Source organism: Arthrobacter sp. MYb214 (assembly GCF_002979865.1).
Classification (GTDB): domain Bacteria; phylum Actinomycetota; class Actinomycetes; order Actinomycetales; family Micrococcaceae; genus Glutamicibacter.
In genome coordinates this window covers 73,752-92,638 of the sequence record NZ_PCPZ01000007.1, presented here as the reverse complement: position 1 = coordinate 92,638, position 18,887 = coordinate 73,752, and the positions used below count along the sequence as shown (strand labels likewise).

Sequence of the window (18,887 nt, the reverse complement as noted above, 5' to 3'; positions counted from 1 at the left end):
CCCCAAGAATTCGGTAATCCCCAGCTGAATTATTCGAAGACATATTCGAACAATGGGCGTATACTAGTACTATGCTCGAAGCAAAGGCGCACGGAAACAGCCTAGCCCGCCCAGCAGATCAGCCGGATTTCGAATCCCACCTGATCCAGCTGCAGAACGACCTGTCATGGTTCCATGACCACGGCGGCAAGGCCGCGTGCGCCCGGGTTATCGAGTCCGTCGAAGGACTGGTCTCATCCTTGCGCTATCAGCAAGCCGGCCTGGCTCACCAGTTGGAGAAGGAAGTCCTGCGCGAGAATGAAGAGCGCGGCACCAACATCGATGACCAGGTCCGCGGAGCGGCCAGCCGCGTCGCCATCGCCCGCAAGCAGACTCAACGAGGCTCCAGGAACTACCTGGCCAATTGCCGCATCCCCTTCGAGGACACCCCGAATATCGCTGCCGCATTCTCCCGTGGTGAATTCACCGAAGCGCAGATCAATGCAATGCTCACCCCGCTGCAGGAAGTCCGGCCATTGCGCCGCACCGAGTTCGATGCGATCTACGGGCAGAATCCAGACATGTTCGAATCCATGGGCCCCAAGCGCATCAAGGAGACGGTCACCAGCTTCACGATCAAGTACGCATCGGACCGGGAAGACAAGAAGCTGAAGGAAGCCAACCAGCAACGCTACGTTCGCTTCCGCACCGATCGGGAAGCAGGGTGCGTCTTCCTCCAGGCCCGTCTGCCTATCGTTGGCGGAACCGGATTGCAGATGACGCTGCGAAACCAGTCATGCAGGATCAAGCGCAAGGGCGATGCCCGCACCCGCACCCAGATCCAGGCCGATCTGCTGGCCCGCTACATGTTCTTCGATGAAAACAATGAGCAGAAGATCAACGTCCAGCTCGGACTGGTCATGACCGATAGAGCGCTGTTCATGGGTGATCGCGAACCGGCCCATTTGGAAGGCTACGGCTTCATCCCCGCGCAGACTGCGCGGGAACTCATTGGCGGCCACCAGATTCCCAATGAGCTGACCTTCGCGGAAATGGAAGCCGAACTCACCCCCGAGAATATTGAGCGGATCGAAGTGATGACGGAGATAACTCGTCTCTACACCGCTCCCGGGGACCAGGAACTGATCGCGATGGATTCCAAAGCCCGGATCTTCCCGGATAAGCTCAAGAGGTTCATCGGGATTCGCGATCGGCATTGCCGAACGCCCTTCTGCGACGGGCTGGTCGAAGAAACAGACCACGTGCTCCAGTATGCACGTGGCGGCAAGACGACCGTGGCCAACGCCTCGGGCCGTTGCGCGACCTGCAACAAGGCAAAGCAGGCCGACGGCTGGTACGAGTACACCGCTTTCCGCGATCGGCACTCGATGATGATCTGTCCGGGCTCGGCGATGTCCTATCGATCCACTGCACCACCGGCAACTGGATTCATGCACAAGCCATTCCCGCAACTAATGCGCGACTCGAAATGGTTCGCTGATTTAAAGGAACGGCTCACCAGGCCCGACGGACCAGGAACTACTGAAACCTAGGCAGCGGCGCGCGTTCTGCCGCGCGGCCCCTCCCTATTCTGCAATTTACCGCACGAGGGCCAGCCCCGGACCCGTCAGGCCCACAGCGTGCTTGCCTCGGCCTGAAACCAGCATCAGCAGTTCAAGGCGCGGTCCTGCGATCTGCGGGCCGATGCCCAGCCGGAAGTCTTCGTCTTCGCTGCACAGCTGGACCCTGCTCGCTAATTCCTTGGCACCCCCGACACCCTGCGGGGTCGCTGCCTGGTATTTGATTGCTGGCTCCAGGGATTCTGCAGGATAGTCCCGTTTCAGGCCCACGGCACGACGGATGTCTTCCCCATGGGCGATTTCCTCCACCAACCTGCTGGCAAGCGGAACCGGTGGAGTGGCCCGCAAAGCCGCGACCTCGACGAGCCTGCGCAATGTCCCATCGGGAGTCGCGGCCTTCTCGGCGGCCACGCCATTGTCGTTCTGGCGGTCCAAGCTGAATCCGGCCTTGGCCATCCCGGCAAGCAGGCGGAAGAAAGTCGCACGCGTGTTATCTGCCAAATGAGCAGCCACGTCATGGACGCTCCACCCATCGCACAGGGAGGGAACTTCCCACTGATCCGGATCCAAAGTTCCCAGATCGTCGATCAGGGCCAGGCGTTCGGCATGCACCAATGGCCAGATCTCACTGGCTGGAATTTTGCTCATGCTCCAGCTTGGAGGTTCGGCTGCTTGCTAGTCAACCGGGCCCGGAACCAGCGGGGGCGCGCTGGCCGAATGCAGCTCCTAGACTTGGTGGCGGCGAGGGGAACGCACCGCTTCGATTCCGCGGCAGACCACATAGATCACGAACGAAATCGTGGTCACATATGGACTGATCGGCAAGGAACCAGCCAGGGCAAGAAGGATGCCGCCCACGACAGCCAGTTCCGCGAACACGATGGAGAGCACGACGGTGATGACCGGATTGGAGCTCACGCGCATGGCGGCTGCGGCGGGCGTGATCAGCAGCGCCAGCACCAGCAAGGCACCGACCACTTGAATCGTCACCGCTACAGCCAGCGCCAGGATCATCATGAAGACGATGGACAGGCCAGCAGTGCGCACGCCCCGGGCATTGGCAACCACCGGGTCCACCGAAGCGAAGGTCAGCGGACGCCAAATAACCAGCAGCGCGATCACTACCACCGCCGAAAGGACCAGCATTCCTGTCAATTGCACGTCATCCACGGCCACGATCTGGCCGGTCAGCAGGCCAAACTTATTGGCGCTTCGCCCTTCATACAGCGACAGGAACAAGATGCCCAGGCCAAGGCCGAAAGGCATCAGCACGCCGGTGATGGAATTCCGATCCCTCGCCCGGGTTCCGAGAATGCCAAGGATCAGCGCCGCGATCATGGACCCGAACACCGAGCCAGTCACCACGTCGGCGCCGATGAGCAAGGCGAAGGCCGCCCCCGCAAAGGACAGCTCAGCGATGCCGTGCACGGCGAAAGCCATGTCCCGCATCATGATGAAGATGCCGATCAGACCGCCAACCACGCCCAGGACTGCACCGGCAATCAGGGAATTGGTCACCAGCGGAAGCAGCAGTCCGTAATCCTGGAAGTTGAACGCCTTCTCGATGAGATCCGAAAAGTCCATGTCCTGCTCCTACTTTCCGGTCTCTAGATCGATTTCTTCAACGTGGTCGTGCCCATCGGCCGGCAATGCCCGATTGCCATCGCCCGAGACCACCACGATGCGGCCATTGACCCGCAGCACCTCGACCGGAGCACCGTAAAGTTCGGTGAGCACCGCAGACTGCATGACTTCATCCACGCTGCCCAGATGGAAGCGGCCTTCGGCCAGGTACAAGACGCGGTCGACATAGGGCAGGATCGGGTTGATCTCGTGCGTCACGAAGACTACCGCGCTGCCGCGCTCTGCGGCCTGGCGGTGAATCACTTCGCTGATCGCCTGCTGGTGATTGAGGTCCAGGGAGAGCAGCGGCTCGTCGCATAGCAGGACCCGGGGATCGCTGGCCAAAGCCTGCGCTGCGCGCAGGCGCTGCTGCTCGCCTCCGGAAAGGTCGGACACCGCACGGTTGGCGTAGGCGGTAGCGCCGACCAGTTCCAGCAGTTCGTCGACCTTGTTGCGCACGGCCCTGCGGGCCACGCGAATCCCGGGCCGGGTTCCATCCAGTCCCAGTGCGACCAGGTCGCGAGCGCGCAGGGGAACGTTGTCCCCGAAGGGGCGCTGCTGCGGGATCAACCCCACGGCAGCCGACCCCCGGCGCACGGCCTCCCCGGCGATCGAGACCCTGCCTCGATTGAGCGCGGTGGTGCCGAGCATCGTGTTGATGAAGCTGGTCTTGCCCGAGCCGTTGGGCCCTAGAACTGCAAGGAACTCCCCCGCCGCTATGGATAGGTTGAGTTCATCCCAGAGCACGCGGGAGCCATAGGCAAGGCGCGCGTCTTCAAACCTGACGATGGGGGTCTCTGTCATTGACTGCTTTCTGGATTGCGCTGGCTGAGGATGGGCCGGCAACGAAAAACTGCGGCACCCGCAATGGGTGCCGCAGTCAATCGTATCAGTTGCGAGTCATTCGCAATATGCACTCAGGGGTGAGCTTGAGCTAATTTGCCCGTTTTTCGCTGCGAGGCGGGTTGACGCGTTTTCGCGTGGTATCGGTGATTTCACCGACCAGCACCTCGATCACGTCCTCCAGGAAGAGCACGCCGAGCGTTGCCCCCGACTCGTCGACAACCGCCGAAAGGTGGTTGCCTTCCTGCCGCATCGCTTCCAGGGCGGCCTCGATTTCGGTGTCCTGCTCCAACCGGCCCAGCGGGTGCAATGGCAAATCAAGCAGTGGCTGCGTGGAGTGGGCATCATCGATGAGCATCACGTCCTTCACATGCCAGTAGCCCACCGGAACCTCGTTCTTGGTGATCACCATGCGCGAGAATCCGGTCTTGCCGACCTTCTTCTCGAAAGCGCGCGCGGTCGTCTGCCCGTATTCCAAGGTGAACAGGTCATCCAGCGGAACCATGCAGCTGCGCGCGGTAACCGAGGAGAATTCCAGCGCTTTGGTCAAGCGTGCGGCATCGTCCTCATCCAGCGCGCCTTCCTCGGATGAAGCATCGATGATCGATCGGACTTCAGCGGCGGTATACGAGCTGGCCACCTCATCCTTCGGTTCGATACCGAAGGCGTGCAGCACCAGGTTCGCCACGCCATTGAGCGACGCCGTAATCGGCTTGAGCACCTTGGACAGGCCGACCAGTGGCATGGCCAGCAGCAGCACGGCCTTGTCCGCAACGGAAACCGAAATGTTCTTCGGCACCATTTCGCCGAAGGTCACGTGCAGGAAGGTCACCAGGATCAAGGCAATCAGGAACGCTACGGTGTCCGCAGCTGATTCGGCCATGCCGATCATGGTCAGCGGTTCGGCCAGCAGGTGGTGGATCGCCGGCTCCGAAATATTCAGGATCAGCAGCGAGCAAACGGTAATGCCCAACTGGCACACCGCGAGCATGATCGAAACATGCTCCATGGCGTACAGCGCGATCTTTGCCCGCTTATTGCCCTCGTCGGCCAAGGGTTCAATCTGCGAACGACGCGCACTCATCACCGCGAATTCGCCGGCAACGAAGAAGGCATTGCCAGCCAGCAAGACAATCAGCCAGACCAGGCCCATGAAGTCATTCATTGCCATCCTCCTGCACTGCTGGTTCGAAACGAACCTGCGAGATGCGGCGGCCATCGAGCTCGGTCACCGTGAAGGTGCCGTGCTCGGTGGCGACCCGGTCATTGAGTTCAGCCAAGCGGCCCAGTTCGGCGAGCATGAAGCCGCCGATGGTTTCGTAGGTCGACTCTTCCGGGATGACGTCCGTATCGAAGTTCTCGTTGATCTGGTCCGGGCGGTACATGCCCGGGAACAGCCAGTTGCCGTCGGGCTGGGTGACTGCTTCCTCCTCGTCCTCGTCGTGCTCATCGGAAACTTCGCCGACGATTTCTTCGACCAGGTCTTCAAGGGTCACCAGTCCAGCGGTTCCACCGTATTCGTCCATCACGATCGCGACCTGGAACTCGGCGGCGCGCAACTGCTCAAGCAGCACATCCAGGTGAATGGTTTCCGGAACGTACAGCGCGTCGCGGGCGAACTCGCCGACCTGCAGCGCTGCGCGGCGTTCGCGGGGCACCGAGACAATTGCCTTGACGTGGCAGATGCCTTGGATTTCATCGGTGGAGCCGGTGGTGACCGGGAAACGCGAGAATCCGGTGTCCGCGCTGACCTCGATCAGCTCGGAAAGTGCCGCCTCGGAATCAATGGTGGACATCGAGGTTCGCGGGGTCATCACGTCGGCGGCGGTGCGCTCGGAGAATTCAATGGTGGATTCCACGAAGCGAGCGGTCTGCACATCCAAGGTGCCCAGCTGAGCCGAACGGCGGACCAGCGATGCCAGTTCCTGCGAGGAGCGGGCCGCGGAGATTTCTTCCTTGGCTTCGAGTCCGAAGAACTTGCGCAGTACCGCATTCGAGAAGCCGTTGAGCACGATGATGGCCGGCTTGAAGATGGCGGTGAAAACCAGCTGCGGGCGGGCCAGCAGCTTGCCAACCTTCATCGCCTGGGCAATTGCCATGTTCTTCGGGACCAGTTCGCCGATCAGCATCGAAAGCAAGGTGGCAACGACCATCGAGATCACCACGGCAATGGCCAGCGAGCTTGCGGCCGGAATGCCGAATTGTTCCATCAACGGCTCGAGCAGCGCGCTCATTGCGGGTTCAAGCACGTAGCCGGTCAGCAGCGTGGTCAGCGTAATGCCCAGCTGGCAGCTGGACAGCTGGGTAGAGAGGGAGGTGAGGCACTGCAGCAGCGGCTTAGCGCCACGCTCGCCGTCATTTACGGCACGCTGCACGGTGCTTTTATCCAGGGCGACCAGGGAGAATTCCACGGCCACGAAGAAGCCGGTGCCGAGAATCAGCAGCAGGCCGAAAAGTATTGAGAGCCATTCCATAGGCGTTTACCGCCGCCTATTCACTGGCGTGCGAAGTTCAGTTCCAGTGCCGACAGGGCGGCAACTAGAAGGCTCCAAAAGGGAGGCGGAACTTCCTGAACATGGACTGTTGTGGCCGGCACTGCGCCCTTGGGCGGCACACCGGCTTGGAGAGTGGGATTCCATAGTGCGAATTAGTCTATCGAACGAAGGGCCATTGCGCACCACTTCGACACATGCTCGCCCAGCGGTGCTTTGGATACGCTGAACGGCATGTTAGGCGCAACACTTTCGTGACATTACATACGTGCCGTGGCCAAGTGGGCGGAAAAGTCACTAGACTGGTGCGCAGGTCTAGAAATCTTGTGGGCCGCAGTGGTCGTATCACGTCCTCGAAAGACCACCGGCTCAAGCTAGAACAACGTAGAAATCAGGGAAGAGGCGTTGCACGTGCCAGAGCAAGCACACCACCGACTTACTGAAGAGTTTGGTGGAAACGAGTGGCTAGTAGACGAGCTGTTCGAACAGTATCTCGTCGACAAGAACTCGGTAGATAAGAAATGGTGGGATATTTTCGAATCTCTCGCCGCCGAAAAGAAGGCACCAGCAGCACCGGCAGCGCAGCCGGCGCCAGCAGCGGCAGCACCTGCCGCAGCATCTGCAGCCAACGGGCAGGGCGCGCCACGCGCCGCAGCCCAGGCCCGTGCCTCCGAACCAGCACCGGCTGCCAAGGCAGCACCAGCTCCGGCCGCTGAAGCCAAGAAGGCCGAGCCAGCACCGAAGACTGCGCCGATCCCGGCACAGGCTCCGAAGGCTACGCCGTCCACCGAACTTTTCGGTGAGGAAAAGCGCACCCCGCTGCGTGGACCAATGAAGGCCATCGCAACCAACATGGATGCCTCCCTCACCGTGCCTACGGCCACCACCGTGCGTGCCGTACCGGCGAAGGTGATGATCGACAACCGCATTGTCATCAACAACCACCTCAAGCGCGCTCGCGGCGGCAAGATCTCCTTCACCCACCTGATCGGCTTCGCCGTGATCCGTGCGCTGAAGCAGATCCCGTCGATGAACGTCACCTACGACGTGATCGACAAGAAGCCAACTGCGATCCAGCCAGCCCACGTGAACTTCGGCATCGCGATCGACATGCCGAAGCCGGATGGCACCCGCATGCTGGCCGTGCCGAACATCAAGGCTGCCGAGACCCTGAGCTTCAACGAGTTCTGGGCCACCTACGAAGACCTGATCAAGCGCGCCCGCGGCAACAAGCTGACCGCTGACGACTACGCAGGCACCACCGTTTCGCTGACCAACCCAGGCGGCATCGGCACCGTTCACTCGGTTCCACGCCTGTCCAAGGGCCAGGCCGCGATCATCGGCGTTGGCGCACTGGAATACCCGGCAGAGTACCGCGGCTCCTCGGAGAAGACCGTGGCCGCCCTGGGTATCGGCAAGCACATCACCCTGACCTCCACCTACGACCACCGCGTCATCCAGGGTGCAGGTTCGGGCGAATTCCTGAAGCTGGTCGAGTCGCTGCTGCTGGGCGAGCAGGGTTTCTACGACGAGATCTTCGAGCAGCTGCGCATCCCTTACGAGCCGGTTCGCTGGGCCGTTGACAACCAGGTCGACATCGACCTGCAGGTCAACAAGGTTGCCCGCATCCAGCACCTGATCAACTCCTACCGCGTGCGCGGCCACCTGATGGCCGATACCAACCCGCTGGAGTACGTCCAGCGCAAGCACCCGGACCTGGACATCAATTCCTACGGCCTGACCCTGTGGGATCTGGACCGCGAATGGCTGGCCGGCGGCCTGGGCGGCAAGGACCGCGGCCTGCTGCGCGACATCCTCGGCGTGCTGCGCGATGCCTACTGCCGCACCATCGGCACCGAGTACATGCACCTGCAGAACCCCGAAGAGCGCGAATGGTTCCAGGCCAAGCTGGAGTCCGGCTACGCCAAGCCAAGCCGCGAAGAGCAGCTGCGCATCCTGTCGAAGCTGAACTCCGCCGAGGCTTTCGAGACCTTCCTGCAGACCAAGTTCGTTGGCCAGAAGCGCTTCTCGCTGGAAGGCGGCGAATCGCTGATTCCACTGCTGGATGCGATCATCTCCGACGCAGCCGACGAGCAGCTGGACGAGGTCGCGATCGGCATGGCCCACCGCGGCCGCCTGAACGTGCTGACCAACATCGCCGGCAAGACCTACGCACAGGTCTTCCGCGAATTCGAAGGCACCGCAACCCCGGGCTCGGTCCAGGGTTCGGGCGATGTGAAGTACCACCTGGGCACCGAGGGTTCGTACACCTCGGATGCGGGCAACCAGACCAAGATCTACCTGGCTGCCAACCCATCGCACCTGGAAGCAGTCGATCCAGTGCTCGAGGGCATCACCCGCGCCAAGCTGGACCGCCTGAACCAGAAGAACACCGTGCTGCCGATCCTGGTCCACGGCGATGCGGCATTCGCCGGCCAGGGCGTGGTCTCCGAGGTACTGGCCATGAGCCAGCTGCCCGGCTACAAGACCGGCGGCACCGTCCATGTGATCGTGAACAACCAGATCGGCTTCACCACCGCGCCGAGCTCCTCGCGCTCCTCGGTGTACGCAACCGACGTTGCACGCACCGTGCAGGCTCCGATCTTCCACGTCAACGGGGATGACCCGGAGGCAGTGGTGCACGTGGGCCAGCTGGCCTTCGAGTACCGCCAGAAGTTCGGCAAGGACGTCGTCATCGACCTGGTGTGCTACCGCCGCCGCGGCCACAACGAGGGCGATGACCCTTCGATGACCCAGCCGATCATGTACAACCTGATCGAAGCCAAGCGCTCGACCCGCAAGCTGTACACCGAGGCCCTGGTGGGCCGCGGCGACATCACGCAGGAAGAAGCCGAGAACGTGCTGGCCGAGTACAAGGAGAACCTGGAGCGCATCTTCGCCGAGACGCATGCGGCCCAGACTTCGCCGATCCCGATCATCACCCCGGGCTCGACCATCAACGACCTGGAGAAGCCATTCGCCCAGGCTGCCGACGAGAACACCGTCGACGGCGCACGCGGCTCGGCCATCACCGCCCAGACGCTGGCGAAGATTGGTGCCGCCCACCTGGATATCCCGGCCGGCTTCACCATGCACACCAAGCTGAAGTCGCTGCTCGAGCGCCGCGAGAAGATGTCCCGCGAAGGCGGCATCGACTGGGGCTTCGCAGAACTGGCAGCCCTGGGCACCTTGACCATGGAAGGCGTGCCGGTCCGCCTGGCAGGCCAGGACTCGCGCCGCGGCACCTTCGTGCAGCGCCACGCAGTCTTCCACGACCGCGAGAACGACACCGAGTGGTACCCGCTGCACCACCTGGCCGAAGACCAGGCACCGCTGTGGATCTACGACTCCCTGCTCTCCGAATACGCCGCGCTCGGCTTCGAGTACGGCTACTCGGTAGAACGCCCGGATGCACTGGTCATGTGGGAAGCGCAGTTCGGCGACTTCGTCAATGGCGCGCAGACCGTGATCGACGAGTTCATCTCCTCCGCAGAGCAGAAGTGGTCGCAGTCCTCCTCGCTGGTCATGCTGCTGCCGCACGGCTACGAAGGCCAGGGCCCGGATCACTCCTCGGCCCGCATCGAGCGCTTCTTGCAGCTGTGCGCCGAGAACAACATGGTCGTTGCCCAGCCTTCCACCGGTGCAAACCACTTCCACCTGCTGCGCCGCCAGGCCTACGCCCGTCCGCGCAAGCCGCTGATCGTCTTCACCCCGAAGCAGCTGCTTCGCCTGAAGGCCGCGGCCAGCTCGGTAGAGGACTTCACCACCGGAGGCTTCCGCGAGGTCATCGGCGATGCGTCGATCACCGATGCGAACGCCGTGGACAAGGTGCTGCTGTGCTCGGGCCGCGTCTACTACGATCTGCTGGCCGCTCGCACCAAGGCGAACGACACCAAGACCGCGCTGGTACGCGTCGAGCAGCTCTACCCGGCTCCGGCCGAGCAGATCGCTGCCGAACTGGCCAAGTACCCGAACGCCGAGGTGGCTTGGGTCCAGGACGAGCCTGCGAACCAGGGTCCATGGCCGTTCTTCGGCTTGTACGTTGCACCGGCACTGGAGCAGAAGATCACCTTGATCTCCCGCCCGGCATCGGCTGCGACCTCCGCTGGCAATGCAAAGCGCCACGACGCAGAAAACGCAGTGCTGATCCAGCAGGCCTTCGCCCGCTAGACCGCATCGCCTGAACGCTGCTGGCCAACTGTTGCCGGCGAACTATCCGGGGGTTCCACCTCGGAGGTTCGCCGGCAACAGCGCTTTAACCCCGGCGCTGGTTTTTCGCAGGGAATTGTGGGGTTTAACCAATGACCGCCTCCCCCGATGCCAGCGTTCCGACTGCTAAGGTGGGGAGCGATTCATCATTTTTGAGCCAACGAAAGGTCGCCCAGTTGGAGTTACGCACAATCCGAATTACCGCAATCGGAGATGAGCTACTGGCCGGACATGGCGACCCGCGGGGCCTGGGCTGGTTCGGCCGCGTCATGGCCCGCACCCAGGATCCGGCCCTGCGCCTGCAGTCCTTCGTCCTGGCTTCCCCGGCCGAGGGATCCGAAGCGCTGGCCGAACGCTGGCTGGGGGAAGCCTCCCGCCGATTCAGCGACCAATACGAAAACCGCCTGGTCATCGCGCTCTCGGACCGCGACGTCGATCTGGATGTCACCACCGCGCGCAGCCGGCTGAACCTGGCCAACATCCTGGATTCGGCCTCGCAGATGAACATCAAAGCCTTGCTGGTCGGCCCGGCCCCGGGCCTGGATGATGCGCGCAACCAGCGCGTGGCAGAACTGAACCGCGTCTACTCGGATGTGGCGCTGCGCCGCAACCACCACTACGTCGATACTTTCACGCCCCTGCGTTCCCATGCCCAGTGGCGTGCCGATCTGAACGCTTCCGGCGGGGTGCCCGGCCAGGCAGGCTACGGGCTGATGGCCTGGCTGGTGCTGCACCGCGGCTGGTATTCCTGGCTGGAGTTGCCTGAGCCAGGCGAGGGCTAGGGACCGCCGGTCCGTTAGGAAAATGGGCCGGAAGTGTGAAAGACTATGAGCCGGCCCGAATTTTCGGGAAGCAATATTGTTCCCTCTAAGGAGTCACCATGTCGAAGCGCGCTCGTAAGCGTCGCGATCGCAAGCGTGGCGGTGCCAACCACGGCAAGCGCCCAAACAGCTAAGCGAAGCGAACAAAAAAGAACCCCGTACCCTTCGAGATCAACTCGGAAGATACGGGGTTTCTCTTTGCCGTGCTAGTGGCCTGATTCCACGCGGATCTGCGAGATCCGCGCGATGATGCTGGCCTTCAAGGTCTGCGGGGCATGCTCCTGGCAGCTGCGGCGCACCACCGAGCGGATGATGCACTCCAGATCGTACTGCTCGGTGCATTCCGGGCAGCCATCCAGATGGGACTTGACCTCCTTGAGGTCATCGAGCGTCAGCGCTCCGTCGAGGTACTCGTAGATGCGGACGATGCGGTCATCGGCGCAATCACCCATTGAATTGCAATCCATCTTATTTCGCTCCTCGGTCAGCCTTGGCGGCACTCTTGCTCTGGGTGCCGGTGGCGATCCCACGATCTGCTGCGTAATCGGCCAGCAGTTCCCTCAAGTTCTTGCGTCCGCGATGCAACCGGGACATCACGGTGCCGATCGGCACGCCCAGGATCTCGCTGGCTTCCTTGTAGCTGAAGCCCTCGACATCCACGAAGTAGACGGCCATGCGGAAATCCTCGCCGATCGACTGCAGCGCGGCTTTCACATCCGAATCCGGAAGGTGGTCCAGCGCCTCGGCCTCGGCCGAGCGCAAGCCGGTCGGCGAATGCTCCATGGCCTGGGCCATCTGCCAATCCTCGACCGTATCGGTGGAAGTGCGCAGCGGCTCGCGTTGGCGCTTGCGGTACAAATTGATGTACGTGTTGGTCAGGATGCGGTACAGCCAGGCCTTCAGGTTGGTGCCCGGCTTGTACTGGTGGAAGGCGGAATAGGCCTTGGTGTAGGCCTCCTGCACCAAATCCTCGGCATCCGACGGGTTGCGCGCCATGCGCAGGGCAGCCGAATAGAGCTGGTCCACGTACTGCATCGCGTCACGCTCGAAGCGTTCGCGGCGCTGCTGCTCGGACTCGGAGGCCACATCGGGCAAATTCTCGTCCACACTCTTGTTGTTCATCACTGCCGAGTCTACGCGTTCGAACGGCTTTATGCGCGTGCCAGCGCGGGCCCGGGCCGGCCGCGGTTGCTCGGCGACGGCGCAAGCGGTGCCGCCGGCGTTTGAAGTGTCCTGTCGTATCGTCACAGTAGGTATAACCAGCGGAGCTAAAGCCTTATTCCCGCACCGATCTCGGCTAGAATTAGGCAGTGGGCGCACAGTACTTGCGGTACTGCCAGCGGCCCCGAATTGAAGCCTCGAGCCTAAGGATCTACCAATCAGCACTGCAAGCGCCCCCGGGAGCCCCCTCGATCAGCTGCACGACGCAGAAAAGAACTGGTGGGCAGCGCCCTATGCCGCCGCCGGACTGGATGCAACCGTCCCGGTGCCAGCTTCGAAGTCGCTGACCAACCGGTATCTGATCCTTGCGGCCCTGGCCTCCTCGCCATCCACGATCCACAACACGCTGATCAGCCGCGACACCGAGCTGATGCTCAGCGCCCTGGCCGGATTCGGGGTCGGGATCAAGCGCACCGAGCAGGCCGACGGCTCCACCACCGTGGACATCACCCCGGGCCAGCTGGCCGCCGGACCGCTGGCGATCGACTGCGGCTTGGCGGGCACGGTGATGCGCTTCGTTCCCCCATTGGCTGCCGTCGCCGGCGCCAAGGTGGCCTTCGACGGCGACGCCGCGGCCCGCGTGCGGCCCATGGCCCCGGTACTGGACGCGCTGGCAGCCTTGGGCGCCCGCATCGACTACGCCGGGAGCACCGGCATGCTGCCCTTCACCATTGATGCCAGCGAGCTGAAGCAGGATGCCGAAGTGGTCATCGACGCGTCGGGCAGCTCCCAGTTCATCTCCGCGCTGCTGCTGGTTGGCCAGGCACTGCCCGGCGGGCTGAAGCTGCGCGCCGCGCCGGGGCCTATCGCTTCCCCGGACCACATCGCGATGACCGTCCAGACCCTGCGCGATTTGGGCGTAGAGGTAAGCGTCGATGCCGACGCGCGCGGCTGGAGCATCGCCCCGGGCCAGCTGGCGGGCTTCACCGTCACCGTGGAACCGGACCTGTCCAACGCCGGACCGTTCCTGGCCGCCGCGCTGGCGAGCCATGGCACCGTGCGCGTGCCCTTCTGGCCTGCCAGGACCACCCAGGTCGGCGGCAAGTGGGTAGAAATACTGGCCGCGATGGGAGCGGAAGTCAGCCACGGCGGCGACGGCGTGCTCACCGTGCGCGGAACCGGAGTCATCCGCGGCATCGACTACGCCGATGCCTCCGAGCTGGCCCCTACCCTGGCAGCACTGTGCGTGCTGGCCGATTCGCCGAGCAAGCTGACCGGCATCGGGCACCTGCGCGGCCATGAAACCGATCGGCTGGCCGCGCTGGAAACCGAATTGTCCAAGGTGGGCGCCAGAATCACCGCCACCGCGGACGCGCTGGAAATCGTTCCCGGAGCCCTGCAGGCAGCGGATATCGATTCCTACGAGGACCATCGCATGGCGACCGCCGGTGCCCTGCTGGGCCTGGCCATCGACGGGGTGCGCGTGGAAAACATCGCCACCACCGCCAAGACCATGCCGGATTTCCCGCAGCTATGGTCCCGCATGGCGGCTACCGCAAAGGGCCAGGGCTAATGCGCTACTCCGACTACGACGAATCCTCGGTCCGCGTCCGCCCCAACAAGAAGGGCAGCCGTCCGCGCACCAAGGACCGCCCGGCCTACGAACAGGCGGTCATCGGCCGCATCATCACCGTGGACCGCGGCCGCTACACCGCAATCCTGGATGAGGACACCGCCACGGAGCGCATCGTCATCGCCGCCCGGGCCCGCGAGCTGCGCCGCCAGGCGATCGTGCCCGGGGACCTGGTGGGACTGGTGGGCGACACCTCCGGAAAGCCCGATACCCTGGCCCGGCTGATCCGCATCGAAGAGCGCACCACGCTGCTGCGCCGCAGCGCCGACGACACCGACGCCACCGAGCGCGTGGTCGTCGCCAATGTCGACAAGCTGGTCATCGTCGTGGCCGCCGCCAATCCCGAGCCGCGCACCGGCTTCGTGGACCGCGCGCTGGTCGCCGCCTTCGACGCCGGCATCCAGCCGGTGCTGTGCGTGACCAAGGCGGATGTGAAGGATCCGGCCGACTTCCTCAAGCACTACGAGGGACTGGAGTTCCCCGTGGTCATCTCCCGCACCACCACTGCCGACGCCTCCGGCGTGGACGCGCGCGGCGCCGACGGTTCCAGCGCCCGGCTGGATGCCGGCGCGCTGGCCGAACTCGAAGAGATCCTCTCCGGCTGCGTCTCGGTAGTGCTGGGCCACTCCGGAGTAGGCAAGTCCACCCTGGTCAACGCCCTGACCGGTTCGACCCGCGCCACCGGGCACGTCAACGCGGTCACCGGCCGCGGACGCCATACCTCGTCCAACGCCCTGGCACTGCGCCTGGGCGACACCCCTGGATCCTGGCTGATCGACACCCCCGGCATCCGTTCTTTCGGGCTGGGACTGGTAGACCGGGACAATATCCTGGCCGCCTTCGAGGACCTGGCAGAAATCGCCACCGGCTGCCCGCGCGGTTGCACCCATGCCGCCGGCGAGGCGGGCTGCGCGCTGGAAGCTTGGGCCGAAAATGCCGAAGGCACCCAGGCCGCTGACCGGTTGGCCTCCTACCGCCGGCTGGTCACCACCGAGGAAACCACGCACGAAAAGGAGCTCGGCGCGCTCTAGGCGCCCGCAACACCATGGCTGAATACACCCTGCAGCAAGATCTCGACTTCGCCCTGGCTCTGGCCGGGAAGGTCGACGCCTTCACCCTGGCCCGCTACGGCGCCAACGACCTGGTGGTCGAATCCAAGCCGGACATGACCCCGGTCTCCGACGCCGACCGCGGCGCCGAGCAGCTGATCCTGGCCGAGCTGGCCGCCCACCGCCCCGATGATTCGGTGCTCGGCGAAGAATTCGGCGTGCACGGAACCGGCTCCCGGCGCTGGGTCATCGACCCGATCGACGGCACCAAGAACTTCGTGCGCCGCGTACCCGTCTGGGCCACGCTGATCGCGCTGGAGATCGACGGCGAACCGGTGCTGGGAGTCATCTCCGCCCCGGCCATGACCCGCCGCTGGCATGCCGCGAGCGGCCTGGGCGCGTACGTCACCGAACCGGGTGCCACCGCCGGTACCACCGCCACCCGCCAGATCAAGGTCTCCTCGGTGAGCGAGCTGTCTGACTCCTCGCTGGCCTACGCCTCGCTGAACGGCTGGAAGGAGGCCGGCAAGCTCGAGGGCTTCCTGGAACTGCTGGATACCGCGTGGCGCACCCGCGGCTACGGGGATTTCCTGTCCTACGCGCTGCTGGCCGAAGGCGCGGTCGATGCGGCCTTCGAACCCGAACTGGAGCTCTACGACATGGCCGCCCTGGTGCCGGTGGTACGCGAAGCCGGGGGCCGCTTCACCTCGGTGGCCGGAGAAGAGGGCTGCCATGGCGGCAACGCCCTGGCCACCAACGGCAAGCTGCACGAGGCGATCCTTCCCTACCTGAACCGCAGCTAGGCAGCGCGAGGACGATGGCAACTGCACGACGCGGGCCGGCCGGGCTGACCACCAGCGAAGAGGACTACCTCAAGGCGGTGTACCTGCTCACCGAATGGGAAGACACCGAAGTGGGCACCGGCGCGCTGGCCGACCAGCTGGGCTTGTCCCCTGCCTCGGCCACCGCCATGGTGCAGAAGCTCGCAGCCAAGCACCTGGTCCATCACGTGCCGCGCGGGGCCATTACGCTCAGCGGCACCGGCCGGCGCGAGGCCTTGCGCATGGTGCGCCGCCACCGCCTGCTGGAAACATTCCTGCGTGATGAGCTGGGCTACGGCTGGGATGAGGTGCATGACGAGGCCGAGGCCCTGGAGCACACCGTCACCGACCGCTTCATCAACGCCCTGGAAGCCCGGCTGGGCCACCCGCGCCACGATCCGCATGGCGACGCGATTCCCAGCGCGGAAGGGGAACTGCCGGTCTCCGGGGCCATCCGGCTTGACCGCTTCTCCGGTGCCCGGGCCGTCATCGACCGGATCAGCGATGAAGATCCCCAGTTCCTGCGTCGTGCCGCCGCCCAGGGGCTGGTTCCCGGGGCGGTCATCGAGCTGCCGCATCAGCTGGATTTCATTGAGGCTTCGCTGATCTGGGTGCGCAAAGCCTAGCTGATTGCCGGCTGTGCAAGAATTAAAAGCAGCGACGCGCTGCACGGTGCGCCCCACTGCCAAAGGGAGGGCCATTGGAGACACGACCGATCATCCTGGGCATCCCGGATCGCCTCGATCCCCACGTTCTGGACGCAGCCGCAGACCTCGCAGGCGCGCTCGGAGCGCGGTTGCTTTGCGTCCACGTGGATCCCACCCGCTATCCGCTCGAAGAGCTTCCCGATGGCACCATCCGCAGCGCACCGCTGGATCCCGAATCCGGGGACGAAGCAATTGAGCGCTTCCCGGCACGGCTTCTGCAGCAGCTCGAAGCCCAGCTCGGCGGATCGGGACTGGAATGGCAGGCGCATGCCGCGGCCGGTGGCCCCGGTCAGCAGCTGTCGCATCTTGCCCTGCAGCATGATGCGGCGCTGATTGTGCTCGGGGTTCGGGAGCGTTCCATGGCCAACACTATTGGGGAACTGCTCAACGGTTCGGTAGCGGTGCATCTGACCCATCGACAGCGCCATCCGGTGCTCCTCGTCCCGCCACGCCGCGCAGAACAGATTCGCAATTCATGACCCGTCCGCCAACACCCATGGCCCAGCGCCCCGCGCAGGGTTCCTTCCTCAACCCGCGTTTCCTGCTGCTGGTATTCCTTGGCGGCGCTGCCGGTACTGCCTGCCGGCAAGGCCTGGGCCTGCTGCTGCCAGATCCCGGCGGTTTCCCGATCGCGATTTTCCTAGCCAACATGCTGGGGGCGTTCCTGCTCGGCCTGCTGCTCGAGGCGCTTTCGCATCCCGGCCTCGACGAGGGCAAGCGTCACCGGCTGCGGCTGCTGCTGGGCACCGGTTTCCTGGGCGGCTTCACGACCTACAGCGCGCTGGCCACCGGCAGCATGCAGATGTTCGCATCCGGCGCAGCGCTCCATGCCCTGGGTTACGCACTGTTCACGGTGTTCTTCGGTGCATTGGCAACCTGGTGCGGAATCGCCGCCGGTGCTAGGCGCATGGCCCGGAAATCGGGAGGGCTTCACTAGTGCTCTCCCCCGGCTTATTTCTTATCGTTGCGCTCTGCGGCGGCCTTGGCGCCTGCCTGCGTTTCGTGGTCGATGCCCTGATCAAGCGGTGGCTTCCGGCCCCGCTGCCCTGGGGCACGATCCTGGTCAATCTCTCCGGCTCCTTCGCGCTGGGTGCGCTGACCGGGCTGATGGCCCAGCAGTTGTTGTCGGCGCAATGGCTTGCGGCCATAGGTTCAGGATTGCTCGGCGGCTACACGACGTTTTCGGCGGCCAGTTTCGAAACTGTCCGGCTGCTCCAGGCCGGCCGCCTCGCAGCCAGCCTGGCCAATGCATTGGGGACCCTCGCTGGAGCGGTGCTCGCGGCATTGCTCGGCTACCACGTCGCTGGGCTCTTCTAGCCGCAAACGAAAAATGCCAAGCCTTTCGGCTTGGCATTCCATCAGTTCTAGCGTGCTGCCCGGCGTCCCTTGGGAGCACCCGCTCGTGCCCGGCTCGGAACTTGCTTCGGTGGCTGCTTGGTTCGATCGTGCGGGACCACGTATCCGCCGGTGGCGATGACCAGAATGGCGCTGATACCGGTCAACGCAAGCATTCCGATGGCCCAAATCTGCGATTGATCGTAGAAGGAATGGTCGACGCTCAGCCACAGCACGTAGGCTCCGATGAGGTAAATGATATGGACCAGGAGCAGACGGGTTCGCAGCCTCAACTTGATGACGGCTTTCGGCGAGAAGAAAATCGACCAGAGGATCAGCAGCGGGACAACTACTACAAGGATTGCTGGAATTGTCGGCCATGGGATGAAAGCGATAGCGGCTAGTGCCGCGGCGAAAAGCAATCCTACTTCCAAGAGGAAGGCAACTGCCGCATAGCTTGCTGAAAGGAAAGGCGATACCCGCTGGGAACTGTTTTTACCCATCGACTTCAATCTCACTCCGTTTCTGCACACGCTGTCGTTTCGAAAGCCTTGGACTTTCATTTCAAGTCTATGTGTAAATTCTCCATCCCGCGAACAGGCTCGCGATGTGACTGCGGACTCCGAAACAAACA

19 protein-coding genes are annotated in these 18,887 nt (G+C 63.6%); 11 read left to right on the top strand and 8 right to left on the bottom strand.

The window, feature by feature from the left end; all coding sequences use genetic code 11:
• Positions 1-71: 71 nt before the first annotated feature.
• Positions 72-1,532 carry an HNH endonuclease gene (locus CQ012_RS15565; protein ID WP_105662571.1) on the top strand — a complete coding sequence of 487 codons (1,461 nt, stop codon included), beginning with the start codon at positions 72-74 and terminating at the stop codon, positions 1,530-1,532.
• A gap of 45 nt (positions 1,533-1,577) precedes the next feature.
• Here CQ012_RS15565 and CQ012_RS15560 read toward each other — a convergent pair whose 3' ends face one another.
• The 5 genes from CQ012_RS15560 to CQ012_RS15540 form a co-directional block, all read right to left on the bottom strand.
• Entirely contained in the window at positions 1,578-2,207 is a 630-nt protein-coding gene (locus tag CQ012_RS15560; RefSeq protein ID WP_105662570.1) for a maleylpyruvate isomerase family mycothiol-dependent enzyme, read from the bottom strand.
• A gap of 78 nt (positions 2,208-2,285) precedes the next feature.
• A complete protein-coding gene (locus CQ012_RS15555) occupies positions 2,286-3,143 on the bottom strand; it encodes a metal ABC transporter permease (protein ID WP_105658383.1) in 858 nt (285 codons plus the stop codon).
• A gap of 9 nt (positions 3,144-3,152) precedes the next feature.
• A complete protein-coding gene (locus CQ012_RS15550; RefSeq protein ID WP_105662569.1) occupies positions 3,153-3,986 on the bottom strand; it encodes a metal ABC transporter ATP-binding protein in 834 nt (277 codons plus the stop codon).
• A 130-nt stretch (positions 3,987-4,116) separates the two neighbouring features.
• A complete protein-coding gene (locus tag CQ012_RS15545; protein WP_166650811.1) occupies positions 4,117-5,190 on the bottom strand; it encodes a hemolysin family protein in 1,074 nt (357 codons plus the stop codon).
• The gene (locus CQ012_RS15540) at positions 5,183-6,499 is read right to left on the bottom strand and encodes a hemolysin family protein (RefSeq protein WP_105658381.1); all 1,317 of its coding nucleotides are present in this window, start codon (positions 6,497-6,499) and stop codon (positions 5,183-5,185) included. Before CQ012_RS15540 ends, CQ012_RS15545 begins: the two co-directional genes overlap by 8 nt.
• 429 nt (positions 6,500-6,928) lie before the next feature.
• On the opposite strand from CQ012_RS15540, the gene CQ012_RS15535 reads away from it, so the two are divergent.
• The 3 genes from CQ012_RS15535 (at position 6,929) to CQ012_RS18075 (ending at position 11,681) form a co-directional block, all read left to right on the top strand.
• Entirely contained in the window at positions 6,929-10,687 is a 3,759-nt protein-coding gene (locus CQ012_RS15535) for a multifunctional oxoglutarate decarboxylase/oxoglutarate dehydrogenase thiamine pyrophosphate-binding subunit/dihydrolipoyllysine-residue succinyltransferase subunit (protein WP_105658380.1), read from the top strand.
• Positions 10,688-10,902: 215 nt separating this feature from the next.
• The gene (locus CQ012_RS15530; RefSeq protein WP_105662568.1) at positions 10,903-11,508 is read left to right on the top strand and encodes a GDSL-type esterase/lipase family protein; all 606 of its coding nucleotides are present in this window, start codon (positions 10,903-10,905) and stop codon (positions 11,506-11,508) included.
• A 98-nt stretch (positions 11,509-11,606) separates the two neighbouring features.
• Complete coding sequence (locus CQ012_RS18075) at positions 11,607-11,681, top strand: 50S ribosomal protein bL37 (protein WP_369299107.1); 75 nt, start codon at positions 11,607-11,609, stop codon at positions 11,679-11,681.
• A 72-nt stretch (positions 11,682-11,753) separates the two neighbouring features.
• Here CQ012_RS18075 and rsrA read toward each other — a convergent pair whose 3' ends face one another.
• On the bottom strand, positions 11,754-12,014 hold the full coding sequence (gene rsrA, locus CQ012_RS15525; protein ID WP_105658379.1) for a mycothiol system anti-sigma-R factor: 261 nt from the start codon (positions 12,012-12,014) through the stop codon (positions 11,754-11,756).
• 1 nt (position 12,015) lies between these two features.
• Positions 12,016-12,669 (bottom strand): sigma-70 family RNA polymerase sigma factor, encoded by a 654-nt coding sequence (locus CQ012_RS15520; protein ID WP_166650812.1) that lies wholly within the window; start codon positions 12,667-12,669, stop codon positions 12,016-12,018.
• A gap of 295 nt (positions 12,670-12,964) precedes the next feature.
• Here CQ012_RS15520 and aroA point away from each other — a divergent pair, with 295 nt between their 5' ends.
• The 7 genes from aroA (at position 12,965) to crcB (ending at position 18,235) form a co-directional block, all read left to right on the top strand.
• Positions 12,965-14,281, top strand: a complete 1,317-nt coding sequence (gene aroA, locus CQ012_RS15515; RefSeq protein ID WP_105658378.1) for a 3-phosphoshikimate 1-carboxyvinyltransferase — start codon at positions 12,965-12,967, stop codon at positions 14,279-14,281.
• Positions 14,281-15,372: a ribosome small subunit-dependent GTPase A gene (rsgA, locus tag CQ012_RS15510; protein ID WP_105658377.1), complete on the top strand. Its 1,092-nt coding sequence runs from the start codon at positions 14,281-14,283 to the stop codon at positions 15,370-15,372. Before aroA ends, rsgA begins: the two co-directional genes overlap by 1 nt.
• Positions 15,373-15,386: 14 nt before the next feature.
• The gene (locus tag CQ012_RS15505; protein WP_105658376.1) at positions 15,387-16,193 is read left to right on the top strand and encodes an inositol monophosphatase family protein; all 807 of its coding nucleotides are present in this window, start codon (positions 15,387-15,389) and stop codon (positions 16,191-16,193) included.
• A gap of 14 nt (positions 16,194-16,207) precedes the next feature.
• Entirely contained in the window at positions 16,208-16,837 is a 630-nt protein-coding gene (locus CQ012_RS15500; RefSeq protein WP_105658375.1) for a metal-dependent transcriptional regulator, read from the top strand.
• Positions 16,838-16,911: 74 nt separating this feature from the next.
• A complete protein-coding gene (locus CQ012_RS15495; protein WP_166650813.1) occupies positions 16,912-17,397 on the top strand; it encodes a universal stress protein in 486 nt (161 codons plus the stop codon).
• Positions 17,394-17,855, top strand: a complete 462-nt coding sequence (locus CQ012_RS15490) for a CrcB family protein (protein ID WP_105658373.1) — start codon at positions 17,394-17,396, stop codon at positions 17,853-17,855. The genes CQ012_RS15495 and CQ012_RS15490 overlap by 4 nt, the downstream gene beginning before the upstream one ends.
• Positions 17,855-18,235 carry a fluoride efflux transporter CrcB gene (crcB, locus tag CQ012_RS15485; protein WP_105658372.1) on the top strand — a complete coding sequence of 127 codons (381 nt, stop codon included), beginning with the start codon at positions 17,855-17,857 and terminating at the stop codon, positions 18,233-18,235. Before CQ012_RS15490 ends, crcB begins: the two co-directional genes overlap by 1 nt.
• Positions 18,236-18,282: 47 nt before the next feature.
• Here crcB and CQ012_RS15480 read toward each other — a convergent pair whose 3' ends face one another.
• Positions 18,283-18,756 carry a DUF2568 domain-containing protein gene (locus CQ012_RS15480; RefSeq protein WP_166650814.1) on the bottom strand — a complete coding sequence of 158 codons (474 nt, stop codon included), beginning with the start codon at positions 18,754-18,756 and terminating at the stop codon, positions 18,283-18,285.
• Between the last annotated feature and the right edge of the window lie 131 nt (positions 18,757-18,887).

Excerpts from the sequence above, each read along its gene's own strand:
- CQ012_RS15505 (WP_105658376.1), top strand. The coding sequence starts at position 15,387 with ATGGCTGAATACACCCTGCAGCAAGATCTCGACTTCGCCCTGGCTCTG.
- CQ012_RS15500 (WP_105658375.1), top strand. The coding sequence starts at position 16,208 with ATGGCAACTGCACGACGCGGGCCGGCCGGGCTGACCACCAGCGAAGAG.
- CQ012_RS15490 (WP_105658373.1), top strand. The coding sequence starts at position 17,394 with ATGACCCGTCCGCCAACACCCATGGCCCAGCGCCCCGCGCAGGGTTCC.
- rsrA (WP_105658379.1), bottom strand. The coding sequence starts at position 12,014 with ATGGATTGCAATTCAATGGGTGATTGCGCCGATGACCGCATCGTCCGC.
- CQ012_RS15560 (WP_105662570.1), bottom strand. The coding sequence starts at position 2,207 with ATGAGCAAAATTCCAGCCAGTGAGATCTGGCCATTGGTGCATGCCGAA.
- CQ012_RS15540 (WP_105658381.1), bottom strand. The coding sequence starts at position 6,499 with ATGGAATGGCTCTCAATACTTTTCGGCCTGCTGCTGATTCTCGGCACC.
- CQ012_RS15565 (WP_105662571.1), top strand. The coding sequence starts at position 72 with ATGCTCGAAGCAAAGGCGCACGGAAACAGCCTAGCCCGCCCAGCAGAT.
- CQ012_RS15555 (WP_105658383.1), bottom strand. The coding sequence starts at position 3,143 with ATGGACTTTTCGGATCTCATCGAGAAGGCGTTCAACTTCCAGGATTAC.
- CQ012_RS15545 (WP_166650811.1), bottom strand. The coding sequence starts at position 5,190 with ATGAATGACTTCATGGGCCTGGTCTGGCTGATTGTCTTGCTGGCTGGC.
- CQ012_RS15480 (WP_166650814.1), bottom strand. The coding sequence starts at position 18,756 with ATGGGTAAAAACAGTTCCCAGCGGGTATCGCCTTTCCTTTCAGCAAGC.
- rsgA (WP_105658377.1), top strand. The coding sequence starts at position 14,281 with ATGCGCTACTCCGACTACGACGAATCCTCGGTCCGCGTCCGCCCCAAC.
- CQ012_RS15520 (WP_166650812.1), bottom strand. The coding sequence starts at position 12,669 with ATGAACAACAAGAGTGTGGACGAGAATTTGCCCGATGTGGCCTCCGAG.
- CQ012_RS15550 (WP_105662569.1), bottom strand. The coding sequence starts at position 3,986 with ATGACAGAGACCCCCATCGTCAGGTTTGAAGACGCGCGCCTTGCCTAT.